The sequence below is a fragment of the Pseudoalteromonas sp. SG45-3 genome (assembly GCF_014164075.1).
GTDB classification, from domain to species: domain Bacteria; phylum Pseudomonadota; class Gammaproteobacteria; order Enterobacterales; family Alteromonadaceae; genus Pseudoalteromonas; species Pseudoalteromonas distincta.
In genome coordinates, this window is record NZ_JACJEN010000009.1 from 1 (window position 1) to 19436 (window position 19436).

The following is a 19436-nucleotide window of genomic DNA, read 5'->3' on the forward strand; positions in this document are numbered from 1 at the left end:
CAGTAACTCTAATCGCACCAATCGCGATGGATGAAGGTCTTCGTTTTGCTATCCGTGAAGGTGGTCGTACTGTAGGTGCTGGTGTTGTAGCAACTATCGTAGCGTAATTATTAGCCTAGCTAATTGTTACCAAAAAGCCCGAGCTTAGTCTCGGGCTTTTTAATGCCCATAGGAAAATCATATGAAGGTGGCGCTCTTACTTTAGGCGTAGGTGCGTTGTAGTAACGTTCAAAGCGTAATAATTAACGTTAAAGTTAATTATTATAAAAAGCTCACTTAGGTGGCCTTTTTTAATGTCTATAGGAAAGTGATTAGCTTTGAGTTATAACTTTCTTGCCGTAGCTTGGGTTGAGTTTTACGAAACCCGAGGGAAAAGGCTGCTGAAAATAACTGAGCTCTTAAATATAAAAAAGCACGGCTAGGCCGCGCTTATATTGAGTTAGCTCTTGGTCTTTTAGCCAATTACTAATATATGATAAAAGCTTTAATGCTTTTTAGCATATTCTTCAGCTTGTTTTAACACTCTTAATAAATTACCGCTTAAAATCTTTTTAATATCTTTGTCGCTGTAATCTCTGTCCATTAAACCTTGAACAAGATTAGGGTAGCTAGATACATCTTTTAAGCCGATAGGTAATGAATCGCCCACACCATCATAATCAGAGCCAATACCTACATAATCAATACCAATTAGCTCAACTACGTGATCAATATGATCAAGCACCTGTTCAAGGCTTGCAAATGGGTATGGATTTTTAGCACGGTACGCAGCATCAAAATCGTTGCTTAACTTAGTGCCTTCTTTTTTAGCAGACTCTTTTGTGTTTTTTAATTGCTTGCCCCAACTACCTGCTTTAGCGGTAACAAAGCTTGAGCCAAAGTTGATTTGAATAACGCCGCCATTTTCTTTAAGCGCCAATAGCATATCGTCATTCATATTACGCTCAAAGCCTGGCGTGTATTTACGAAGTGATGAATGCGAGGCTATTACTGGTGTCTTAGATAGATCCATAACTTGATAAAACGCATCATCAGAAATATGCGAAACGTCGATTAACATACCAATATTATTCATTTCAGTGACAAGCTTTTTACCAAATGGGCTTAAGCCTTTCCATTTACGGCGTATATCGTAAGAAGAATCCGAAATATGGTTGCTTTGCGAGTGCGCTAGCGTGATGTAGCGAATGCCACGCTCGTAAAAATGCTGAAGATTCTTCATATCCCCTTCGATTGGAGAGCCATTTTCCATACCCATTGCGATAGAGAGCTTACCTTGTTTAAATTGCTCCTCTATATCACTGCTTGAGCTAGCAATAGCAAACTTATCGGGCGCGCGCTGGGCTATGGCTTCCATACTATCAATCATTTGATTGGCTAGCTGATAGCTTTTACCTTTACCTTCAAACTCCAAATGCGCAGGAATATAAATCGACATAAACGGTGCGTTTAAACCGCCTTTTACAGCGCGAGGGTAGTCAAAATCGCCATCAGTTGTCGCTTTAGTTACATCAACCCAGTTTTTATGAATTCGGTAAGGTACGTCGATATGGGTATCAATTAAAATAGTGTCTTTAGCGAGCTTAATTGCCTTTTCAGATGCTGTTATTGTTTGTTCTGCTTGGGCTTGGCTAGTTAATGCTAGTGATATGGCTACCACTAGAGTGCTGAGTTTTATCATGTTTTGGCTCTTTGGGTAAAAAGCCATTGTGTACGTTCAACTCAAAAGTTACAAGTACTACGCCTTAATCAAACGACTGTGCTTGATGCTCTTCACTTTGCAGCGCTTTAAATTCGCCCTTCGAAATAATAGTTACAGACTCATGAAGCTCTGAAAAAAACACCATGGCTTCGCCATTTTTAAGCTGTAGCTTAACTTGGTTAACTTTAGATTCAATGCTTGCTTCTACTTCGCCATAATCGGTGCCTTCACGTAAAACATAGCTTTCTATTAGGTTGTAAAGGGTGTCTTTATCGAGTTGTTCAAAAGGAATAATCATAATTGCTCTTTGTTTGCATTGCCTAAAACATGTTGCCCAAAATAGCATGGCACGGCTTTCTCTAACCAAAATATAGGCTTAAATGGGTTTTTACCGCTAATAAAACCAACGTGTCCGCCCTTGTCAGAGATGCGCAGCGTAACATGCTCACTTACATCTTGCCTACTCGGTACGGCCTTAATTGAGAGCATCGGGTCGTCTTTGGCATGAATAATAAGTGTGGGTATAGCGATATCTTTTAAGTACGGCATAGCACTGGCTTTACGATAGTAATCGTGGGCATTTTCAAAGCCATGTAACGGCGCTGTAAGTTGGTTATCGAACTCTAATAAATCATCAATATTCATTAATTGATCGGTAGTTATAGGAATTTGCTGCTTAATTTGCGGTAATTTACGTTGCATCGACTTTTTCATGCGATCGAGCAAATACTTTTGATAAATTTTACCTAAGCTTTTACGAATAACATCACTTGATGATGACAAGTCATAAGGCGCCGATACCACTGCAGCTGCATTGAGTGGGCAGTTTGTATTTTCTTCGCCTAAGTACTTAGCAAGCACATTACCACCAAGCGAAAAGCCCACGGCAACCATCGCTCTATCTGGGTATTGTTGCTTAAGATGATTTATAAAAAAGGCTAAATCGGCGGTGTCACCGCTGTGATAAGCACGTGGAAGGCGGTTTACTTCAGTTGAGCAGTTTCTAAAGTGCATAAGCACAACTGCATAACCTTGTTTTTTTAACGCCTTCATCATGCCTTTGGCATAAAAGCTATTTATATTGCCTTCAAGGCCATGCAAAACAACGGCAAGCGGTGCGGTTTCATTATGTGGAAGTGACCATGCGAGCTCAATAAAGTCACCATCGGGCGTATCAAGTTGCTCAAGTTCGTAGCGAGTGTGGTGAAATGGGCGGAAAAAACGCGGCATTATGGTTTGAACGTGACGATTGGTCATCCACCATGCTGGTTTGAACTGAGAGATCATGTTTGTACTACGCACTTTGTATTAAACGAAAAGCTAGTGTACCAAATTTTTCGCTTCAGAAAATAAAAAGCGCCTAACTAGTAAACTAATAAGGCGCTTTAGTGCGTCGTGCTTAATTTTGTTCGGGAATTTCTGCATCATGTATTTTTTTCAAAAAGAAAAAAGCAAAAAAGATACACAAAGAAACAACGATGGTTAAAAACCCAAAAGACATAAATAAAACTGGATCTGTAAAAAAGTCTCTAAAAAATACGTTCATGAGTTGTTCCCCTCGTTGTTGATGGGTTAATCATAGGCGGTGTTTGCTGGTTGCAACGTGATCGAGATCAAGTTATTTACATAAGCAGATGTAGGAGCGAAGCTAAGTTGATTTAGATCATGCTTTAAGGGTTACTAAGTTATTACCACTGAGAGCTAAGAGAGTTTTTTGCTTGAAATAGTGAGCTGATCTTAATTCATGCTTTTCCACTTCCCCTAAAGCGCAGCGCTTTTGACTTTTTTGAGCAAACCACTTAAAGATTTTTTGCACAAAGAGAAAAGAATGAGAAGTAAATGAGGGTAGAGCTATAAACTACTTGAGCAACAAACTGCTCAATATTTATATCTAAGTAATTTAGTTTGTTTTCCTCTAAAAGCGAAGCGCCTCTTAACCTCTTTGTGAGTAAATTACTTAAAGGTCTTTGCGCAAAAAAAAGAAAAAGAGAAGAAGATTAGGACAGGGTAATAAACTCCTCAGCTAAACAAAACAACCGCTCAATATTTATATCTAAGTAATTTAGTTTATTTTCTTCTAAAAGCGAAGCGCATCTTAAGCTCTTTGTGAATAAATCACTTAAAGGTTTTTTGCACAAAGAAAAGAGAATGAGCAGTGGAAGAGGGTATAAAAACTAGCAGCCTAAGTGGCTTTCATATACAGCTCAATATTGTTTGGTTCTGCATGCTCGATTAATTCAAACTCATTTACTGCTTCAATCAACATATGTTGCTGTTGTTTTTCAAGCTTTAGCTCAGCGCTTAGTAACTCTGCGCGTATTGTGGTGTAATCACTTATCGTATTCTGATTAGCTTTTAAATAGCTACGGGCAACGCGCAGAGGTTGTAATGCGTGAGTATCAAACTCACTAATTGCGTCTATTAACTCATTTAACTGTTGGGTATTAATACTTAAATTTAATGAGTCTAAATAAAGTAGCAATAAGCATAAATTAACGTTTTTTCCTTGCTGGTTTTGTAGTGCCAGCAAGGTTGTTTGTTGATCAGGCTTTGCGTACAAGGTGCACGCAAACTGCCAAAAATGGTCGCTATTGAGCAAGTTCATCGGCGAATGCCTGCTCTTTTTCTTCCATTTCTTCAAGTGCCATAAGTAGCTCTTCTTCAACGTCGTTAAGCTTAGGCGTAAGGGTTGCTTGCTTGGCTAATAACTCTTTAAGCTTGGCTTTGTTGTCATCGTTGTAGAGTTCGTTGTCGCCAAGGGCTACTTCAACTTCACTTAATTCAGCGGTGAATTTATCGAGTTGCTTTTCCAGCTTTTCAATTTGCTTTTTAAGTGGCTGAGTGGCTTTTCTAAATTCCGCCTCTAAGCGCTTTTGCTCCTTACGGTTAACACCTGGGTTTACTTTAGGCTCGTCGTTTTGCTGCGCTTTAACCGCTTCTTTATTGGCATTCAGTAACCACTGATAATACGCATCTAAGTCGTAACCAAATTGCGTTACTTTGCCATCATCTACTAAGTAAAACTCGTCGGCAGTGTTTTTAAGCATATGGCGATCATGCGATACGGTAACCATAGCGCCTTCAAAGCCTTGTAGTGCCATAACCAGTGCATGGCGCATTTCTAAATCAAGGTGGTTAGTTGGCTCATCGAGTAGTAATAAGTTTGGTTTTTGATATACCAACATAGCAAGTACTAAACGTGCTTTTTCGCCGCCCGAAAATGGGGCTACAGGCTCAAGGGCTTTATCGCCAATAAAGGCAAAACCACCTAAAAAGTCTCGTAGTGATTGCTCAGTAGCTTTAGGATCGAGTCGCTGTATATGCGTTATTGCACTGGCTTTTAAATCAAGAGATTCAAGCTGATGCTGCGCAAAGTAACCAATATTTAATCCGTGATGCTGAATAACTTCGCCAGCTTGCGGCTCTAAATCACCAGAAAGTAGTTTAATTAACGTTGATTTACCCGCACCATTTCTACCAAGTAAAGCAATTCGGCTACCTGGTACAAGGTTTAGCTCTATATTATTTAAAATAGTGACGTCACCATAACCCGCTTTGGCTTTATCTATTGTCATTAGTGGGTTTGGTAATGCTTTTGGCTCTGCAAACTCAAAGTTAAATGGCGAGTCGGCATGTGCCGGCGCTAGTTTTTCCATGCGTTCAAGTGCTTTTACACGGCTTTGTGCTTGTTTAGCTTTACTGGCTTTTGCTTTAAAACGCGTTATAAACTGCTCAAGGTGCGCAATTTGATCTTGTTGCTTATCAAACATTGCTTGTTGTTGTAGTAAGCGCTCAGCTTTTTGGCGTTCAAACTGCGAGTAGTTACCTTTGTACACGTTGATAAGTTGCTTATCTACATGCCAAATTTGATCAACCACCGCATCTAAAAACTCACGGTCATGCGATATAAGTACAAGGGTGCCAGTGTAAGCACGTAAAAAACGCTCAAGCCAATAAACAGCATCTAAATCAAGGTGGTTTGTTGGCTCATCGAGTAATAGTAAATCGGCGTCGCGTATTAATGCTTGGGCAAGGTTTAAACGCATGCGCCAACCACCCGAAAACGAGCTTACAGGGTTTTCTATAAGGTTATTGGCAAAGCCTAAGCCGTGTAATAGCTCACCGGCGGTTGATTCAATGCTATAGCCTTTAATGTTTTCAAGCTGAATATGTACTTTAGCTTGTGTGTCGCCATCGTTGTTTTTCTCGGCCTCACGCAGTGCTATACGCATTGCGTAGTATTCTGGGTGGCCTTGAAGTACATAATCAATCGCGCTTATTTCAAGGGCAGGTGTCTCTTGCTTAACAGAGGCGATAGACCAATCTTTTGGAATGCTGCAGTTACCGGCATCTAGTTGTAGTTCTGATTTTAGTAAACCAAATAACGTTGATTTTCCACAGCCATTAGCGCCAACAAGGCCTACTTTGTGTTCTGGGAATAACGTAGCTGATGCGTTTTTTAATAAGGCTTTACCGCCACGAAGTAGTTCTATTTCTGAGATTTGGATCATGAATGCGTTACTTTGCTGTGCCCTTGTTAAGTTGGCGCTATCATAACATAGAACTTAATGCTCTTATCAAGCGTATCAACAAGTGAAGTTATACGATAAAATGACAACAGTTCAAACCACAGGAAAAATGTTGTGAGACAAAAGAAGCGATTTATTGCTGGAGCATCGTGCCCTGACTGCAAAGCCATGGATACTATGATGCTATACAGAGAACATGATGTTGAAAAAGTAGAGTGTGTTGAGTGTGGTCATAAAATGGCGCAACCCGATAACGCTGTTCAGGCGTCTACTCGCCAATTTGAACAAGTAATTGGTGTGTTTAAACCGGGCGACTAACCCGGTTTTTTATTGCCTAATTTTTACCGGTTTTAGTAATGCGGTGGAGGTGGCTCAGGTACTTCAGACATCATAGACGATGATGACTGCGACTCTTTAATTTTCTCTGCTAGCAGCTCGGTTTGGCGTTTCATTTTTGCTAACAGCTGTTGGTGCACTTTTATTTCATCATTTAAGACTTCAATCGTTTCGTCTTGAAAAGCCACTTTGGCTTCAAGTTCCATTAAGCGATGTTCAATTGTGTTCATTATTCTCTCGTATAATAAATCGCTCTGCGATCCCGCTGGAGCTTTCGGTTAACAACGACTTACCGTTATCTGTAAATGTCACATCTAGCACCACCGCCGATTTAGGCTTACTGCCTTCGCGCGGGGTAACCTGCCAAGTTTGAATTTTTTCACCGCTTGGTATTTGCCACAAATCTACGCGCTTATTTGGCGAGCCGGTTGCAAGCAAAGTGCCTTGTTCGTTAAAACGCACAGCAGTAAAAATTTTCTGACGCGCAATATACTTCAGTTTACTCACAAGATCACCTGTAGTCAGCTTCCATACATTTGCTTGTGCCATACTATCGGCCGTAAACGCATAGCGACCTTGTGGATCGAGCGTCACTTGGGTAACACGCGTTGGGTGATTAAAACGATGAATTACTTGACCTGTACGTGTATCCCAAAAGTAAGCAACATAATCGTTAGAGCCACTTAAGGCAAAGCGTCCGTTAGGTGAAAGGTCAACGGTGTTAACTTTATCTTGATGACCTAAAAACTCAATACGACGCCCGGTTTCTAGGTTTACAAATACGACAACGCCGTCGCTACGGCCGTATAAAACACTACGGCCTTGATTGCTAATGGCGATATCGCGAATACTGGCTTTTTGTATTTTGTAATAACCTTTATTTTTGCCTGTGGTTATATCCCACACAGCAAATGTGGTTTTTTCGGCGGTAACTGCCACGCTGTTATCAAAAGCAATGGCAACAGCGTACACTAGGCTGTCTTGTGACTGCTGCTGAAACCATTGGTATTTTAGCACCTGCTGTTGATTATCCCACAGGGCGACCCCATGGTTGATAGAGGAGATCAAACTGTATTTACCATCGTTTGAAACTGTTGATGAAAACGCACCTTGTGCAGCATGTTCGTAACTTGCTACAGCGTGTTGTTTTTTATCGGTACAGGCGATGGCTAAAAAACAGCTAAATACGATTAAAAAAGTACGAAATATCGACATATTACAGGTATTTCCCCTTAACTCTTAGTGACTGAGAGGTTAGACTAGGGCGCGTTAAATGCCTAGGTTGTTTGTCTAATCACTGGATATGTTTTTAGTTTAGCTAACAATGTGGAATTTAGTCATTAAACAAGCAGCCTATCATGTGGGCCGTTAATCTTTAACTAGTAATAATACATTAAAATGACAACTGCAAAGTGTGTCGGAGATTTAAAATGAAAAAGACGATTAGATTGTCATTGATTGCAGCGTCAGTTTTAGCGCTTACAGCTTGTAATCAAGAAGCAAAAAAAGAACAAGCTGAAGTTAAATTAGACACTGTTGAACAGCAACAAGCATACGGTATTGGTGCATCTGTAGGTAACTTTTTAAATAAAGACCTAGCAGACAAAACAGAAATTGGTATTGAACTAGACCAAGCACTTTTAATCCGTGGTTTTGAAGATGCACTTGCTGGCAATGCAAAAATTGACGAAGAAAAAATTCGCGAAGTATTAACTGCACTAGATACATCAGTACGTACTAAGCAAGAAGAAAAAGCTAAAGTAGAGTCTGAAAAAAGTAAAGAAGCAGGCGCTAAATACCTAGCTGACAACGCTAAAAAAGAAGGCGTTACAGTAACTGAGTCGGGTCTACAGTACGAAGTACTTAGCGAAGGCGATGGCGAAAAGCCAGTGGCAACTGATGTAGTTAAAGTACACTACAAAGGGACTTTATTAGACGGTACTGAGTTTGATAGCTCATATGCGCGTAACGAACCGACAACTTTCCCTCTTAACCGCGTAATTGCGGGTTGGACTGAAGGTTTACAACTTATGTCAGTGGGTTCTAAGTACAAGTTCACTATTCCTTCAGAACTTGCTTACGGTGACCGTGACTTAGGTAAGATTCCAGCTAATTCAACACTTGTATTTGAAGTTGAATTACTTGAAATTCAAAATGAAGAAGCACCAGCACAATAATAAGCTTATTGCGTAAATGCAAAAAGGGACCTTAGGTCCCTTTTTTAATATGTGTAAGTAACGTATTAATTCGTGTGATTAGAAAACAAGTTATCAATAAGCTCATCTTCAAGTGCAAAACGAGCTTCTAATGCCTCACCAATAACAGATAAGTCATTATCAAAATCTTTCAATAAGTCTTCTTTGTCTACTTCTGCGTACTTATCATTAAAATCTAACGCCACATCGGTTGTGCTAGAAATACGCGGGTAAATAGAGTTTGCAAGCTCTTGGCTTTGTAAGCCCTTTTTTTCGCATGCTTTTGCTATATCGTCATATACTTCAAAATGGCCTGCAGATAGGTAATCCATTAAAAGCTGGCAAAATGATTCAATTAGTTTTGGCTCTGGCAATGCTTGATCTTGCTTTTCGTACGGCGTAAAGCCTGCAATTTTGCAGTAAAGTACAATAAGTTCTTGGCGTTCGTTTAGCCATTTATCAATTACTGTGTGGCTACCACCCCATTTCTGTTGAGCTTTTTCTACACGCGTCAGCATAACTGTTCTCCTAGCTGGGTTGGTTTTTAATTTAAAATAATAAGTTTATGTACATCAAGATATATTTAATTTGCGCGTATATCAACAAGTAAAGTTGAGCTACTTTGAGGGTTGTACCTTTTTATATAAACCGAGGCGAGGGATTTTATTTTAGGCAAGAAAAAACCACCAGTTACGGTGGTCTAATTTCTTTCAGTGACTTGTTATAACAAGCTTTCTTATTTTTATGAGATGATTTTTATTGTTATTATTTTAAAACATTTATTTTTATTGTTTTAAGATTTTTATTATTGTTTTTGTTAACGCGGGACAAACAATAACAAGGTTTTTGTAATGTTGCAAACATATTAATAAAAAGTTTTAAATGTTATTTATTTTTGTTTATTTTATAGTCAAAATGGATTAAAAAACTCTATTCTATTGATCTACCTCTAGGTAAAGCTGTTTTCGTCCCTAAGCAATAGAGGGTCGGAGAATATGGTGGTACAATCTTGCACAATTTATACAAGTCTTAGGATCATTTACGCCATGAGCGAATTAAAAAACGACCGTTATTTACGTGCACTTGCAAAACAACCTGTTGATGTAACTCCGGTATGGATGATGCGCCAAGCAGGACGCTATTTACCAGAGTATCGCGCTACACGTGCACAAGCGGGCGATTTTATGAGCCTGTGCCGTAATGCTGAGCTTGCATGTGAAGTAACACTGCAGCCACTACGTCGCTACCCGTTAGATGCCGCTATATTATTTAGTGATATTTTAACGATTCCAGATGCGATGGGTTTAGGTCTTTACTTTGAAACTGGCGAAGGCCCTAAGTTCGAACGTCCTATTTCATCTCTTGCTGATGTTAAAAAAATTCCAAAGTTAGACCCTACAGACGAGCTTGGCTACGTAATGAACGCAGTAAGCACTATTCGTCGTGAGCTTAAAGGCGAAGTACCGCTTATTGGTTTTTCTGGTTCACCTTGGACGCTAGCAACTTATATGGTTGAAGGCGGTAGCAGCAAAGTATTTGGTAAAATCAAAAAAATGGCGTTTGCAGAGCCGCAAACACTTCATTTATTACTCGATAAGTTAGCTGATTCAGTTATTGATTACTTAAATGCTCAAATTAAAGCTGGCGCGCAATCGCTAATGGTATTTGACTCATGGGGCGGTGTATTAAGCCCGCGCGATTACAACGAATTTTCATTACAATACATGCATAAAATTGTAGATGGCTTAATTCGTGAGTACGACGGTCGTAAAGTACCGGTTACTTTGTTCACTAAAAATGGTGGTCAATGGATTGAAGCTATTGCAGCAACAGGCTGTGATGCAATCGGTCTTGATTGGACTATTAATATTAGCGACGCTAAGCGCCGCGTGGGTGATAAAGTTGCTCTACAAGGTAATATGGACCCATCTATGTTACACGGTACACCAGAGCGTATTCGCCAAGAAGTAGGCACTATTTTAGAAGACTTTGGTACAGGCAATGGCCACGTGTTTAACTTAGGCCACGGTATTACACCAGATGTAGACCCTGAAAATGCAGGCGTATTCATTAATGCAGTACATGAGCTAAGTGCTAAGTACCATAAGTAATAGTCACTTAAACAAGCTTTAAAACTGTTTAAAAGTAAAAAACCCGCTAAGTTGCGGGTTTTTTGTTACCTATTTATAAAGGCTTTTAAAACTACTTATTTAAATAAGCGATTTAAACCATTTAATGCTGCAACACGGTAGGCTTCAGCCATGGTCGGGTAGTTAAATGTGGTATTTACAAAGTAGTCGATATTATTGCCACCATTTTTTTGTTCCATAATGGCTTGGCCAATGTGAACAATTTCAGAGGCACGTTCGCCAAAACAATGTACGCCAAGTACTTCTTTGGTTTCAGTGTGGAATAATATTTTTAAACTACCTACTTCAGTACCAGCAATTTGCGCACGTGCCAAATGCTTAAACTGAGCACGGCCAACTTCATATGGTACTTTAGCGGCTGTAAGCTCTTGCTCGGTTTTACCTACTGAGCTCATTTCTGGGATGGTATAAATACCAGCCGGAATATCAACAATCAGCCTGTCATCGCAGTTACCACATGCAATTGCATCAGCAGCTATACGACCTTGGTCAAACGCAGCACTAGCAAGGCTTGGGTAGCCAATTACATCACCTACAGCGTAAACGTTATCAATTTCTGTTTGATATGTTTCGTTAACTTTTAATTGGCCACGGCTATCGGCTTTTAAACCAATGGCTTCAAGGTTTAATGTATCTGTGTTACCAGTACGGCCATTAGCAAATAAAATACAGTCAGCTTTTACGCGTTTGCCTGATTTTAAATGCATAATGACGCAGTCGTCACGCGTCTCAATTCGGTCAAACTCTTCGTTATGGCGAATAACAATACCGCTATTCCAAAAGTGATAGCTAAGTGCGTCAGATATTTCTGCATCCATAAAAGCAAGTAGTCGATCGCGTGTATTAACCAAATCAACTTTAGCGCCTAAACCTTTAAATATTGACGCGTACTCACAACCAATTACACCTGCACCATAAATCAGTACACGATGAGGGTCATGCTCAAGGCCAAGTATTGTGTCACTTTCGTAAATACGAGAATGCGTAAAATCTACCTCTGGTGGGCGATAAGGGCGTGAACCCGTTGCTATAACAATCGTTTTAGCAGTCAGTCGCTCAGTTGAACCATCATTTCGTTTTACTTCAATTGTGTGCTTATCTACAAAGCTCGCATCACCTTGAAACATATGAATGCGGTTACGATCGTAAAAGCTACTACGTAAATTAGATTGCTTAGAAATAACAGAACTTGCGTGACGTAAAATATCAGGAAATGTTAAGCGGCTAGGGCGCTCACCAACATTAAATAACGGATTTGCTTTGTATTCAATATAGCGGCTAACAGAGTGGCGAAGCGCTTTTGAAGGAATTGTTCCCCAATGTACACAACCGCCACCAACTGATTCTTGGCGTTCAATAACCGCTACTTTTTTATCGTTTTTTGAAAGGTTCATGGCGGTACCTTCACCGCCAGGACCCGTGCCAATAATTATTGCATCATATTGGTATGTCACGGGTACTTTTTTTTGTTCTGGTTGTTTGGCCACAGCCACTCCTAAATTAATTAAAAGAGGCTTTTAATAACCTCGCATTAAGTGCTAGCCATGCCTGTTTTTGATTTTCCCAGGCGGCTTCCAACTCATGGTATTGTGCCATTAATGCTGAGCGTTCACACTGCTTTGCCATGTTATTTTTTTTAACTTCTAACACTTGTTTTTGTAGTGAACAATAATTTTGCAGTTTTTTCAGCAGTAAATCGTACTCTTGTTGTAATAATGTAATCTTATCTTGTGCTAAAGGCAATTTTGCAAGACGCGTTTGCGTTTTGCTCATGAGCGTTTCGGCCTTCGCTTTTTCGATACGTTCAACAGGAGTACGCTTTAACTTATTGGCTAAACCAACAGCTGCTAAAGAGCGGATCATCCATTTTGTTGGATCGTAATGAAACCATTTAATACCGTTACGGTAGTCGCTTGCAAAAATATGGTGGAAGTTGTGATACCCCTCACCGTATGTAAATAACGCTAAAAAGCCGTTATCACGTGCCGTATTTTTTTCGGTGTATGGGCGAGAGCCCCAAATATGTGCAACTGAGTTTATAAAAAAGGTAAAGTGTTGACTCAGTACTAAGCGTAGTAAACCTGCAAGAATTAACATCCCCCACACATCACCAACCAATAAACCAAGTGCTAGAGGCAAGCCTACGTTCATAGCAATCACAAGCTTTAAGTAATGTTTGTGTTGCCACATAACTATTTTATTGCGCTGTAAATCACGACAATTACTATAATCACCGTAGCTATCGCCTTGGTAGTCACGTAACATCCATCCGATATGGCTATACCAAAAACCATTGGTCGCCGCGTAAGGGTCTTTTATTGGGTCGTCAACTTGACCGTGATGTATACGGTGATCGCTACTCCAATGCAAAGCACTGTTTTGTAGTGCAAAAGCACCGCCAAGCGCAAAAATAAATTCAACAGCAGGGTGTGCGTTATAGGTTTTATGTGCCCATAATCGATGGTAGCCGGCAGTAATTGATAAGCCCGCATAAAACATGCAGCCTACAAAAGCAATCCAATGCGCGCTGGTAAATCCGTAGCTAATGGCGTACCAAGGTACAAGTGTGGCAGCCGCCAAAAAGGTTAGGCTAAAAAATAGGACGTTTGTCCAAATAATCGGTGGTTTATTCATAATTCTCAATCTCAGCGTACAACTGTAAGCTAAAATAGTATTTCAAACTCTCGTCGTCAAGTATTAGACTGGACAATTGAGCTAATATCACTAAATATTCATATAAAATAATTCAGGGAGCTGTTGATGTCGGGTGTTAGAGCACAACAGAAACAAAAAACACGACAGGCGTTAATTCAAGCGGCATTTAATCAGCTGAGTGCTGATCATAGTTTTTCGAATTTAAGTTTACGCGAAGTAGCACGAGAAGCTGGTATTGCCCCAACTTCTTTTTATCGTCATTTTAAAGACATGGATGAGCTAGGTTTAACCATGGTAGACGAAGCCGGTTTAACTCTTCGCCAACTTATGCGCCAAGCTCGTAGACGAATAGCGAACGATGGCGGCAGTGTTATAAATACCTCAGTGGTTACTTTTATGGAGTTTATTGATAACTCAAGTAACCAATTTAGGTTGTTGCTACGAGAACGCTCCGGGACTTCTAAAGCATTTAGAGCCGCAGTAGCACGCGAGGTAAAACATTTTATTTTAGAGCTGGCTCATTATTTAGAAAGTGAAACTAAGTGCAACGCTATGCATGCCTATATTCAGGCGGAATCTATGGTAACGCTCGTATTTAATGCGGGTGCAGAAGCGCTCGATATAGAAGGATTGCAACGCGACGAATTGATTGAGCGCGTTATTTGGCAGCTGCGTTATATTACTCGTGGAGCCGGGCATTACGTAAGAGAAACGAGTAAAGAAGCATAGCTTAAAAAAATTGTAAAAAGTTAATATAAGCACGGTATATTGCAGTGCTTATTAATTTAAGCGTCACTAGTCATGTATTTGTTATTTTAATTCTTAATAGGTGCCTTGGATGAATTAAAAAACCCAATTGAATCGTTTTTAAATCTGTTTTGTGGAATTTTTATGCTTGCTTCCGTCGCTTTGTAATGTTAAAAATAGGCTTCACTGAACACACACACAAGAAAACAAGATGCATATTATTCGTTTAATTACACTAAAACTTAACCTCTTACTGCTATGGCAAGTAAGCGGGGATTAGTGTGTTTGCATCGAGTTGAACACTAAAAACCCCGCAATTGCGGGGTTTTTTTTATCTCGCGGCTGGGATTAATTGAAATTTGGGTAACATAGGAATGAGGGGCAGTTATGCAAGAGCAAGATAAAGTATGGATTTTTGATACCACCTTACGTGATGGCGAACAGGCGCTTAAAGCAAGCCTTACTGAAGATGATAAAATTCAATTAGCACATACAATTAGCCGCTTGAATGTGGATGTGATGGAAGTGGGTTTTCCGGTTTCGAGCCCTGCTGATTTTCGCTCGGTGCAACGTATTGCAACCGAAGTAAAAGGTCCGATTATTTGTGGTTTGGCACGCTCAGTTGCTAAAGACATTGAAGCCTGTGGCGAAGCACTTCGCACAGCTCAGCAAAGCCGTATTCATACTTTTATTGCTACAAGCCCTTTGCACCTTGAACATAAATTACGTATGAGCCTAGACGATGCAACGGCAATGGCTGTTAAATCAATTAAATTAGCACGTAACTATACTGATGATGTTGAATTTTCGTGTGAAGATGCCGGTCGTACGCCGCATTGGGATTTATGTAAAATTGTTGAGCAGGCAATTAACGCCGGAGCTTCAACTATTAACTTGCCAGATACCGTTGGTTTTGTAACGCCAGACGAATACGCCGCGATGATCCGCCATTTAATGAATAACGTGCCAAATATTGATAAAGCGCGTTTAAGTGTGCATTGCCACAACGATTTAGGTTTAGCAGTAGCAAACTCGGTGGCTGCAGTGCAAGCCGGTGCACGCCAAATTGAGTGTACTATTAATGGCATTGGTGAGCGGGCTGGTAACTGCTCGCTTGAAGAAGTGGCGATGATCATGAAAATGCGCAAAGACCATTTAAAAGTATACACAGATATTAAAAGTGAAGAAATTTACCGCGCATCTCGCCAAGTGGCTAAAATTTGTAATATGCCAGTACAGCCAAATAAAGCGATTGTTGGCGAAAACGCCTTTGCACACAGCTCTGGCATTCACCAAGACGGTGTATTAAAAGCGCAAAATACTTATGAGATTATGTCGCCAGAAAGCGTGGGTGTGCCAAGCAACCAATTAAATATGACTTCGCGTTCGGGTCGTCATGTTATTGAGCATCGCTTAGAAGAGTTAGGCTATCAAAAATCTGATTACGATATGGATGGCTTATATAAAAGCTTTATTGAGTTGGCTGACCAAAAAGGCACAGTATACGATTACGACCTTGAGGCGATGATTTACTTTAATCAAATTAACGACAAAGACGAAAAATACCAATTAGAATTTGTTAACTCAGCTTCTAACTCACAATCGGTAGCAAGCTCTACGATTGGAATGCGAATTAATGGCGAAGCTAAACAAGAAGCCGCGACAGGTAATGGCCCAGTTGAAGCTTCGTTTGCAGCCATTGAGCGCTTAACCGGTATGAGCGTTGAAATGATTGAATATAACTTAGAAGCGACAGGTCAAGGTGCAAGCTCATTAGGCCAAGTAAATATTATAGCTAAATACGATGGCCGACCTTACCACGGTGCGGGCATTGCAGCGGATGTGGTTGAAGCGTCGGTACGCGCCATGATCCGTGTTTATAACTTAATTTATCGTGCACAAAAAGTGTCTGATTTAAAACAACAAAGGAAAGCAGGATGAGTAAAACAAACTACAGCGTTGCCGTATTAGCTGGCGACGGTATTGGTCCAGAAGTGATGGCAGCAGCAGAACAAGTACTTGATGCTGTGAGCAATAAGTTTGGTTTTACCCTGAACCGTGAGCATTATGCAATTGGTGGCGCAGCAATTGATGAATTTGGTAAAGCATTACCAGAGAGCACACTTGCAGCGTGTGAAAACGCTGACGCTATTTTATTTGGTTCGGTAGGCGGTCCTAAATGGGAAAACCTACCACCAAACGAGCAGCCTGAGCGCGCATCGTTATTGCCGCTTCGTAAGCACTTTGGTTTGTTTTGTAACCTGCGCCCTGCACAGTTATTACCTGCATTAAGTGCAGCGTCACCACTTCGCGCTGATATTAGCGAAAAAGGTTTTGATATTTTATGTGTGCGCGAGCTAACCGGCGGCATTTATTTTGGCGAAAAAGGCCGCAGTGGTGAAGGCGCAGAAGAGTTTGCTTTTGATACGCAAACATACTCACGTAAAGAAATTGAACGTATTGCTCGTTTTGCTTTTGAAGCTGCAAAATTACGTAGTAACCATGTTACCTCTGTTGATAAAGCAAACGTACTTGCATCAAGCGTACTATGGCGCGAAGTAGTCACCGAAGTAAGCAAAGACTACCCAGAAGTAAGCCTAGATTACATTTACGTAGATAACGCCGCTATGCAGTTAGTTAAACAGCCTAGCCAATTTGACGTACTACTTTGCGATAACTTATTTGGCGATATTTTGTCAGATGAGTGCGCCATGATCACAGGCTCTATGGGTTTATTACCTTCGGCAAGCTTGAATCAATCGGGTTTTGGATTGTACGAGCCAGCAGGCGGTTCAGCACCAGATATTGCAGGTAAAGGCGTTGCAAACCCAATAGCACAAATTTTAAGTGCCGCATTAATGTTACGTTACTCGCTAGGGCAAGACGAAGCTGCGCGCACCATTGAAAAAGCAGTAGCAGAAGCTGTAGAAGCAGGTGTAGGCACGCCAGATATATATCCAAATGCCGGTTACAGCACAAGCGATGTGGCAGCCGCTATCGTTTCACGCATTTAATAACATATTAAAGTTGCAGCACCGTTATGCTGCAACTCAAACAGATTAGGGAATTAGCAAGTGGCCCAAACGTTATACGACAAAATTTGGCAAGCACATACCGTTGCCAGCATAAATGAGCAAACCGACTTACTTTATATTGACCGCCATTTAGTGCATGAAGTTACTTCTCCGCAGGCTTTTGCAGGTCTACGTGAAAAAAACCGTACTGTACGTTGCCCAGAAAAAACCTTTGCAACGATGGATCATAACGTATCGACTAAGAGCCGATCACTTGATGCCGCAAGCGAAGTATCTAAAAATCAATTAATGGCGCTTGATAAAAACTGTAAAGAGTTTGGTATTGTACTTTACGATTTAAACTCAATTAACCAAGGCATTGTGCACGTAATGGGCCCAGAGCAAGGTATTACTTTGCCAGGCACAACCATTGTATGTGGCGATAGCCATACTTCTACGCATGGTGCGTTTGGCGCATTAGCGCATGGTATTGGTACGTCTGAGGTTGAGCACGTATTAGCAACGCAAACGCTACAGCAAAAAAAGGCGAAATCGTTAAAAATTCAAATTAACGGTGTATTGCGTCCAACAGTTACGGCTAAAGATTTAATTATGGCGGTAATTGGCAAGTTAGGTACTGCTGGTGGCACAGGCTATGTAGCAGAGTTTTGTGGTGCAGGCATTGAAGCGCTTTCAATGGAAGCCCGTATGACGCTATGTAATATGAGCATAGAAATGGGTGCAAAAGCGGGTTTAATTGCATCTGACCAAATTACTTATGATTATTTAAAAGGTCGTCCGTTTGCACCTAAAGGCGCAGATTTTGATGCAGCCGTTGAATATTGGGAAACCTTAAAAACAGACGAAGGCGCACACTTTGATTTAGTTGTTGAGCTAAATGCTGACGACATTCAGCCGCAAATTACCTGGGGCACAAGCCCAGAGCAAGTTATTGGTGTTGATGAGTGCATACCTGATCCAGATAAAGAGCCAGATTTAATTAAAGCCGATGCCATTCGCAGCGCACTTAAATACATGGACTTAAAAGCGGGCGATAAATTATCAAGCGCAAAAGTAGACACGGTATTTATTGGCTCATGTACAAATAGCCGTATTGAAGATTTACGTGCTGCTGCAAAAATTGTTGAAGGCAAACATGTTGTTGCAGGCATTGAAGCGTTAATTGTACCGGGCTCTGGTCTTGTTAAAAAACAAGCAGAAGACGAAGGCTTAGCCGATATTTTTAAAGCGGCAGGTTTTGAGTGGCGCGAACCTGGTTGTTCTATGTGTTTAGCAATGAACGATGACCGCCTAGAAGCAGGTAAGCGTTGTGCATCTACTTCTAACCGTAACTTTGAAGGTCGCCAAGGTCGCGGTGGGCGTACACATTTAGTTAGTCCTGCAATGGCGGCAGCCGCTGCAATACATGGTCACTTTGTTGATATTAGAGGAGAAGCATAATGAGCGTATTTTTTAGTGGCTTAATGGCTCCACTTGATAAGAACAATGTAGATACTGACCAAATTATTCCTAAGCAGTTTTTAACATCAACTAGCCGCGAAGGTTTTGATGCAGCATTGTTTTATGATTGGCGTTACTTAGATAATGGTGAGCCAAACCCTGACTTTATTTTAAATCGCCCATGCTACCAAGGCGCGCAAATATTATTAACGCGCGACAACTTTGGTTGTGGCTCATCTCGTGAGCACGCGCCATGGGCGCTGAAGCAATATGGTTTTGAAGTTATTTTGGCTGAAAGCTTTGCAGATATTTTCTTTAATAACTGTGGCAACAACCAAATGCTAGCCATTGCGTTACCTGCCGACACGCTTGAGCAATTGTTTGTACTTAGCGAGCAGCACGACGATATTAACATTGAAATCGACCTTGAAAATCAAACTCTAACAAGCAGTAAGTTTGCACCAATTAGTTTTGATATTCGTAAAGACGTAAAAGAGCGCTTATTAAGTGGCTTAGATTTTATTGGTGTAACCGAAACACTAAACCCACAAATTGATGCGTTTGAAAAACAACTGGCTACTGAGCGTTCTTGGCAGTAACGCTAAATATATTTGACATGATCGTCAGCATACAGTAAATTTGATGCA

Annotated in this window: 19 protein-coding genes and 1 pseudogene; 9 read left to right on the plus strand and 11 right to left on the minus strand. The window is 40.7% G+C overall.

Annotation, left to right across the window (positions count from 1 at the left end; genetic code table 11):
- A pseudogene (locus H5126_RS11835) lies at positions 1-107 on the plus strand (elongation factor Tu); the annotation flags it as partial.
- Between the two features lie 377 nt (positions 108-484).
- Here H5126_RS11835 and H5126_RS11840 read toward each other — a convergent pair.
- From H5126_RS11840 to H5126_RS11865, 6 genes are all read right to left on the minus strand, one after another.
- On the minus strand, positions 485-1681 hold the full coding sequence (locus H5126_RS11840) for a dipeptidase (protein WP_182721470.1): 1197 nt from the start codon (positions 1679-1681) through the stop codon (positions 485-487).
- 64 nt (positions 1682-1745) lie between these two features.
- Entirely contained in the window at positions 1746-2000 is a 255-nt protein-coding gene (locus H5126_RS11845; protein ID WP_007378894.1) for a YheU family protein, read from the minus strand.
- Entirely contained in the window at positions 1997-2989 is a 993-nt protein-coding gene (locus H5126_RS11850) for a hydrolase (RefSeq protein ID WP_024595257.1), read from the minus strand. The genes H5126_RS11845 and H5126_RS11850 overlap by 4 nt, the downstream gene beginning before the upstream one ends.
- A gap of 112 nt (positions 2990-3101) precedes the next feature.
- Positions 3102-3248, minus strand: a complete 147-nt coding sequence (locus tag H5126_RS11855) for a hypothetical protein (RefSeq protein WP_004335931.1) — start codon at positions 3246-3248, stop codon at positions 3102-3104.
- A 636-nt stretch (positions 3249-3884) separates the two neighbouring features.
- Entirely contained in the window at positions 3885-4307 is a 423-nt protein-coding gene (locus tag H5126_RS11860) for a TIGR02444 family protein (RefSeq protein ID WP_182721469.1), read from the minus strand.
- A complete protein-coding gene (locus H5126_RS11865) occupies positions 4291-6213 on the minus strand; it encodes an ATP-binding cassette domain-containing protein (protein WP_182721468.1) in 1923 nt (640 codons plus the stop codon). The genes H5126_RS11860 and H5126_RS11865 overlap by 17 nt, the downstream gene beginning before the upstream one ends.
- Before the next feature lie 132 nt (positions 6214-6345).
- On the opposite strand from H5126_RS11865, the gene H5126_RS11870 reads away from it, so the two are divergent.
- Positions 6346-6549 carry a YheV family putative zinc ribbon protein gene (locus tag H5126_RS11870; RefSeq protein WP_007378899.1) on the plus strand — a complete coding sequence of 68 codons (204 nt, stop codon included), beginning with the start codon at positions 6346-6348 and terminating at the stop codon, positions 6547-6549.
- 32 nt (positions 6550-6581) lie between these two features.
- Here H5126_RS11870 and H5126_RS11875 read toward each other — a convergent pair whose 3' ends face one another.
- Both H5126_RS11875 and H5126_RS11880 read right to left on the minus strand, forming a co-directional pair.
- Positions 6582-6797 (minus strand): SlyX family protein, encoded by a 216-nt coding sequence (locus H5126_RS11875; RefSeq protein WP_004335946.1) that lies wholly within the window; start codon positions 6795-6797, stop codon positions 6582-6584.
- Entirely contained in the window at positions 6784-7782 is a 999-nt protein-coding gene (locus H5126_RS11880; RefSeq protein ID WP_138489926.1) for a WD40 repeat domain-containing protein, read from the minus strand. The genes H5126_RS11875 and H5126_RS11880 overlap by 14 nt, the downstream gene beginning before the upstream one ends.
- A 215-nt stretch (positions 7783-7997) precedes the next feature.
- On the opposite strand from H5126_RS11880, the gene fkpA reads away from it, so the two are divergent.
- A complete protein-coding gene (gene fkpA, locus H5126_RS11885; protein WP_004335950.1) occupies positions 7998-8744 on the plus strand; it encodes an FKBP-type peptidyl-prolyl cis-trans isomerase in 747 nt (248 codons plus the stop codon).
- Positions 8745-8809: 65 nt separating this feature from the next.
- Here fkpA and rsd read toward each other — a convergent pair whose 3' ends face one another.
- Positions 8810-9280 carry a sigma D regulator gene (gene rsd / locus H5126_RS11890; RefSeq protein ID WP_138489928.1) on the minus strand — a complete coding sequence of 157 codons (471 nt, stop codon included), beginning with the start codon at positions 9278-9280 and terminating at the stop codon, positions 8810-8812.
- Between the two features lie 528 nt (positions 9281-9808).
- Between rsd and hemE the strand changes: the two genes are divergently transcribed.
- Positions 9809-10873 (plus strand): uroporphyrinogen decarboxylase, encoded by a 1065-nt coding sequence (gene hemE, locus H5126_RS11895; protein ID WP_002961084.1) that lies wholly within the window; start codon positions 9809-9811, stop codon positions 10871-10873.
- 95 nt (positions 10874-10968) lie between these two features.
- On the opposite strand, the gene sthA is transcribed toward hemE, so the two are convergent.
- Together sthA and H5126_RS11905 are read right to left on the minus strand one after the other, a co-directional pair.
- The gene (sthA, locus tag H5126_RS11900; RefSeq protein ID WP_007378904.1) at positions 10969-12399 is read right to left on the minus strand and encodes a Si-specific NAD(P)(+) transhydrogenase; all 1431 of its coding nucleotides are present in this window, start codon (positions 12397-12399) and stop codon (positions 10969-10971) included.
- Positions 12400-12412: 13 nt separating this feature from the next.
- Entirely contained in the window at positions 12413-13546 is a 1134-nt protein-coding gene (locus H5126_RS11905; RefSeq protein WP_008138662.1) for a fatty acid desaturase, read from the minus strand.
- A gap of 126 nt (positions 13547-13672) precedes the next feature.
- Between H5126_RS11905 and fabR the strand changes: the two genes are divergently transcribed.
- From fabR to leuD, 5 genes are all read left to right on the plus strand, one after another.
- On the plus strand, positions 13673-14296 hold the full coding sequence (fabR, locus tag H5126_RS11910; RefSeq protein ID WP_002961087.1) for an HTH-type transcriptional repressor FabR: 624 nt from the start codon (positions 13673-13675) through the stop codon (positions 14294-14296).
- 405 nt (positions 14297-14701) lie between these two features.
- Positions 14702-16255: a 2-isopropylmalate synthase gene (leuA, locus tag H5126_RS11915; RefSeq protein WP_182721088.1), complete on the plus strand. Its 1554-nt coding sequence runs from the start codon at positions 14702-14704 to the stop codon at positions 16253-16255.
- On the plus strand, positions 16252-17328 hold the full coding sequence (leuB, locus tag H5126_RS11920) for a 3-isopropylmalate dehydrogenase (protein WP_007376376.1): 1077 nt from the start codon (positions 16252-16254) through the stop codon (positions 17326-17328). The genes leuA and leuB overlap by 4 nt, the downstream gene beginning before the upstream one ends.
- 60 nt (positions 17329-17388) lie before the next feature.
- Positions 17389-18789: a 3-isopropylmalate dehydratase large subunit gene (leuC, locus tag H5126_RS11925; RefSeq protein WP_007376377.1), complete on the plus strand. Its 1401-nt coding sequence runs from the start codon at positions 17389-17391 to the stop codon at positions 18787-18789.
- Entirely contained in the window at positions 18789-19388 is a 600-nt protein-coding gene (gene leuD / locus H5126_RS11930; protein WP_024604173.1) for a 3-isopropylmalate dehydratase small subunit, read from the plus strand. The genes leuC and leuD overlap by 1 nt, the downstream gene beginning before the upstream one ends.
- Positions 19389-19436 lie beyond the last annotated feature (48 nt).